General features: G+C 46.1%; 4 protein-coding genes. All 4 read left to right on the top strand.

Annotated features, from left to right (window positions below; all coding sequences use genetic code 11):
* Nucleotides 1-183 precede the first annotated feature (183 nt).
* The 4 genes from B9J84_RS05045 to B9J84_RS05030 all read left to right on the top strand — a co-directional run bounded on the left by B9J84_RS05045 (nt 184) and on the right by B9J84_RS05030 (nt 4,472).
* Nucleotides 184-1,014 carry a hypothetical protein gene (locus B9J84_RS05045; protein WP_094123679.1) on the top strand — a complete coding sequence of 277 codons (831 nt, stop codon included), beginning with the start codon at nt 184-186 and terminating at the stop codon, nt 1,012-1,014.
* A gap of 250 nt (nt 1,015-1,264) precedes the next feature.
* Nucleotides 1,265-2,236: a tripartite tricarboxylate transporter substrate binding protein gene (locus B9J84_RS05040; protein WP_094123678.1), complete on the top strand. Its 972-nt coding sequence runs from the start codon at nt 1,265-1,267 to the stop codon at nt 2,234-2,236.
* A gap of 202 nt (nt 2,237-2,438) precedes the next feature.
* Complete coding sequence (locus B9J84_RS05035; protein WP_010318351.1) at nt 2,439-2,936, top strand: tripartite tricarboxylate transporter TctB family protein; 498 nt, start codon at nt 2,439-2,441, stop codon at nt 2,934-2,936.
* Between the two features lie 9 nt (nt 2,937-2,945).
* Nucleotides 2,946-4,472, top strand: a complete 1,527-nt coding sequence (locus B9J84_RS05030; RefSeq protein ID WP_017046152.1) for a tripartite tricarboxylate transporter permease — start codon at nt 2,946-2,948, stop codon at nt 4,470-4,472.
* The last annotated feature ends 204 nt before the right edge of the window (nt 4,473-4,676 follow it).

The following is a 4,676-nucleotide window of genomic DNA, read 5'->3' as shown; positions in this document are numbered from 1 at the left end:
ATAGACCACAAAGCCATCGATAATCAATAAAATTGTCGACACATTAGACTAATGTATAAGAAACTTAATGATTAAATTTGAACCCGAAGAAGATAAAACTCTGTGAGCTTGAAAAGAGAAAAGTGTCGATTTCGCAGATAGAATAAGCAGTGCAACCCATTACCGATGACACGGCCGTCACTTATGAATATTTGCAAGAGAATCACGCACTCTCCTTTTGGTTACGCTCTCGCCTGCTCGTTGCTCTTATCTGGATGCATTGCCTACAACAGTAAACCGAAAAATCCGCGCAGCTACCCACTACTGAGTGAGGCGATCTATTCTGAAGATGATCTTTCATTGGCAGACAGCCCAAATATTATTCGCACGGCAATAGAGCAGAATCAATCGGTTACGATCAATGACCTCAACGCGCTAACAAGCCAGTTACCTATTGTTTTTCCTGAATTAAATTTACACCTTGAGCAAGAACACTCATTTGATGCTCGCTTATTTCAAAGCGCAGCACAGCAACTTGTTGCTCAATTTGCTTGTGAATTGTACAGCAGCCAGCAAATGTCCGATTCGGTTCAAATGTGTGCAAACGATGGCCGTGTAACACCGAACAACTTAGGTTATTTGCCTTTCCAGCAAGGCAAGTATTCGGGTGAGCGTTTAACGGTTCATCGACATTCTCAACCGCAAGGTTCTCAATCGCAAAGTGTAGCCGTTGATCTCTATCTTAAAAGCACATCGGAGCGACCACTGAGTTCAATATGGGGCTCGACGCATACTTTAGGGCGGTTCCATGGTTCGCACTTTTCATCGGACAGTGTGGTACTCACCGTCTACTTCGAAGGGCATGTGTTAGATGAGCGCCATCAATGGCAAGCCCAATATCCCGAACCTTTGATCTTTTTCTTACTGCTGCCCAGTATCACGACCTTACTTCAACAAGGTAATGACGCCTCAGCTGCGCAATTTGCAATGAATAACACCCGTTTACTGCTCGTAGATAGTGAGACAAGACGCTAGCGAAGACTCGTCACACAACGCAGCAAAATAACGCCGTGAACTTTATGAACAAAAACGTTTTTATGCCCTATATTGTTTTTATCTACGCATTAGAGACAAACCTGTAACAGGTTATTAACTTAACGTATCTGCATTGGATCATTGATGCAGTCATGATAACAACGATAAGCACCCTATCTCCGCCTGTAGCATTCAGTCACAAACGCTCCAAGGTAAAGATGAAGATGCGCCCTACATAAGGAACGTGAATATGTTTAAGCAGTTCAAACCAACCCTCACTGCATCCATTCTGGCTGCAACCTTTTCTATTAGCAGCTTCGCCGCTGATATTGAGAAACTTCACATTTTAGTACCCGGTGGCGCGGGTGGTGGTTGGGACATGACGGCTCGTGGTACAGGTGATGTACTGATGAAAACCGACATTGTCGGCAATGTGTCTTACCAAAACTTATCCGGTGGCGGTGGTGGTAAAGCGATTGCACACCTAATTGAAACCGCAGACCGCCAAGAAGATACCTTGATGGTCAACTCTACACCGATTGTTGTTCGTTCTTTATCCGGTGTTTTTCCACAATCCTTCCGCGATTTAACACCGATTGCCGCCACTGTTTCTGATTATGGCGCTATCGTTGCTGCGGGCGATTCAAAATACAAAACGTGGGAAGATGCGGTTGCCGATTTCAAAGACAACCCGCGTAAAGTCAAAGTCGCTGGCGGTTCTGCTCGTGGCAGTATGGATCACTTAGTCACCGCGGCCGCCTTCAAAGGGCAAGGGTTGGATCCAAAAGAAGTTCGCTACATCGCCTATGACGCGGGTGGCAAAGCCATGGCGGCACTGCTTTCTGGTGAAACACAACTGCTTTCAACAGGCTTAGGTGAAGTGCTTGAAATGTCCAAGTCTGGCCAAGTGAAAATTTTGGCGATCACCGCCCCTAAACGTTTGGAATCTGCCCCGAATATTCCAACATTAACTGACTATGGCAACCCAACAGTCTTTGCTAACTGGCGCGGCTTCTTCGCAGCCCCTGGGATCAGCCAAGAGAAGATTGATCAGTGGAACGCAGCATTAGCGAAAATGTACACCACCGATGAATGGAAAATCGTCCGCGACCGTAATGGTTGGATCGATAACTATCAAGCGGATAAAGAGTTTTACGCCTTCTTAGAAGCCCAAGAGAAAGAGATGGGTGATCTGATGCGTGAGCTCGGTTTCCTGAAGTAAGGTCGCTAAGGGGACAGTTCCTTGCCTTGTCCCCGCTAGCAACACTTTTGCCGTGTGCAGTTATGCTCAATACTCCTTTGTTTATCAGGCAAATATGAATAGGAAAACCTCCATACACCTATCCCTTTGCCCTTAGTTAATCAATTCATTAACTCGCTGCTACACGGCTCTTTTCTCCCCTATTTTTACCATGGAGTTGGATATGTCGGATCTGCCAACCAAATTTTTCAGCAAAGAATATTTACTGTGCCGCGATCGCGTTGGCGCGTTGATCTTCCTTGTTCTTAGCCTTTGCTACGGCTATCAAACGACTCAAATACCGATGTTTCCCGGTGATGAATATGAACCGTTTAACGCCCAAACCTTGCCGACTCTGCTGACTTACGCTGGAATTGGCCTCTCTTTGTTGATGCTGGTGTTAGGGCAGCCCGATAAACAAAGCGGCGCGGTATTGCACTTCAACTGGAAATTGTTGATTGGTTTTTTAGTGTTGATGGCGCTGTACGGACTTGGTCTAACCTATTTAGGCTTCGTACTGGCCACCAGTTTCTTTCTACTCGCTGGCTTTTATATTTTGGGTGAAAGACGCAAATCAGTGTTATTTGGTGCTTCTTTTCCCTTTGTCATCGCGTTTTATCTGCTGCTTACTCAAGGTTTGGACATCTACCTTGAGCCCGGCGTTATTTTCACACTCTGGTAGGAACTGATTATGTTAGATGGAATTTTACAAGGGCTTTCTACCGCCATGATGCCAATGAACATCTTCATGGTGATTGTGGGCTGTTTCGTCGGTACTTTTATCGGCATGTTACCCGGGCTTGGCCCGATTTCGGCCATCGCGTTGATGATCCCGATCACCTATGGCCTTGAACCATCTTCAGGTTTAATTTTAATGGCCGGCGTTTATTACGGCGCTATTTTTGGCGGCTCCACTTCCTCCATTTTGATTAATGCTCCCGGATGCTCAGCAACCGTGGTCACCGCGTTTGATGGCTACCCCATGGCGCAAAAAGGCCAAGCTGGTAAAGCGTTAGCCATCGCCGCTTACGCCTCTTTTACAGGTGGAACCTTGTCAGCGATTATGCTCTTGGTCGCAGCGCCTGCACTGGCCAGCGTGTCACTGAGTTTTCAATCCTCTGACTATTTTGCGTTGATGCTACTCGGTCTATCGGCGGTCGCCGCCTTTGCTGGCAAAGGACAAGTCCTTAAAGCATGGATGATGGTTGTTCTTGGCTTGATGCTCTCTACCGTTGGTATTGATAAAGGCGTAGGTGTGGAACGTTTTACCTTTGGCTTAACTGATTTAATGGACGGTTTTAGCTTCCTCTTGCTGGCGATGGCGACATTCGCTTTAGGCGAGACATTAATGGGTATTTTAAAACCAGAAAACGACACGCGTACAGATGAACAGAATAAAATCAGCAACTTGGGCAGTATGAAAATCACCAAAGCAGAATTTAAAGAAGCGGCTCCCGTTTCAATTCGTGCTTCCATTTTAGGTTTTTTCACTGGCGTGTTGCCCGGCGCTGGCGCAACCATCGCCGCATTTTTGAGTTATGGTATGGAGCGCAGCTTAGCGCCCAAAGATAAAAAAGAAGAGTTCGGTAAAGGGTCTTTGCGTGGGCTTGTTGCACCAGAGTCAGCCAATAACGCCGCCTCTAGCGGATCTTTTGTTCCGCTATTGACACTCGGCATTCCCGGCTCTGGCACCACAGCGATCATGCTTGGAGCCCTGCTCTCTTACGGCATTCAACCTGGCCCTCGTTTATTTGTTGATCACCCTGATGTCTTTTGGTCTGTCATCATCTCAATGTATCTCGGTAATATTGTACTTATCATCCTTAACTTACCGCTTATTCCTTATATTTCAAGGCTATTGGCAGTACCAAGAACCGTATTGCTGCCGATGATTTTGTTCTTCTCAATCACCGGTGTTTATTTGGTTTCGTTTAACACTATGGATGTTTACGTGATGTTGATCGTCGCGATGGGAGCGATTGCTCTGCGGTTAGCCAACTTCCCACTGGCACCGCTGCTGCTTGGTTTTATTTTGGGTGGATTAATGGAAGAGAACCTTCGCCGCGCGTTGATGATCAGCGATGGGGAGTTAAGCTTCTTGTGGGAACGTCCGATCACTTTCGTGTTTACCGTGCTTGCAGTTGTGATGTTGACTAGCCCACTTGTGGTGATGCTGGCGAACAAACTTCGCTCTTCACCAACCAAAGCAGTTGAATAACAAGAAATTGTATCAATAGAAACTCATCCAACCATACAAAGACCTAGCGAAAATGCTGGGTCTTTGCTTTACTATGCACTTCAAATTTTTCCAATGTCAGCGATTGTCATGTCGTTCATCGTACCTATCTAGGAGTCTCCATGACGGATAGACACTCTTTAATCATCGTTGAAGATGATCTAAAACTCAGAGAAATGTTAACAG

This window comes from Vibrio sp. V03_P4A6T147 (assembly GCF_002241085.1).
Classification (GTDB): Bacteria; Pseudomonadota; Gammaproteobacteria; order Enterobacterales; family Vibrionaceae; genus Vibrio; species Vibrio anguillarum.
Note: the sequence above shows the minus strand (reverse complement) of the source record. Positions and strands in the feature narration are given on the sequence as shown.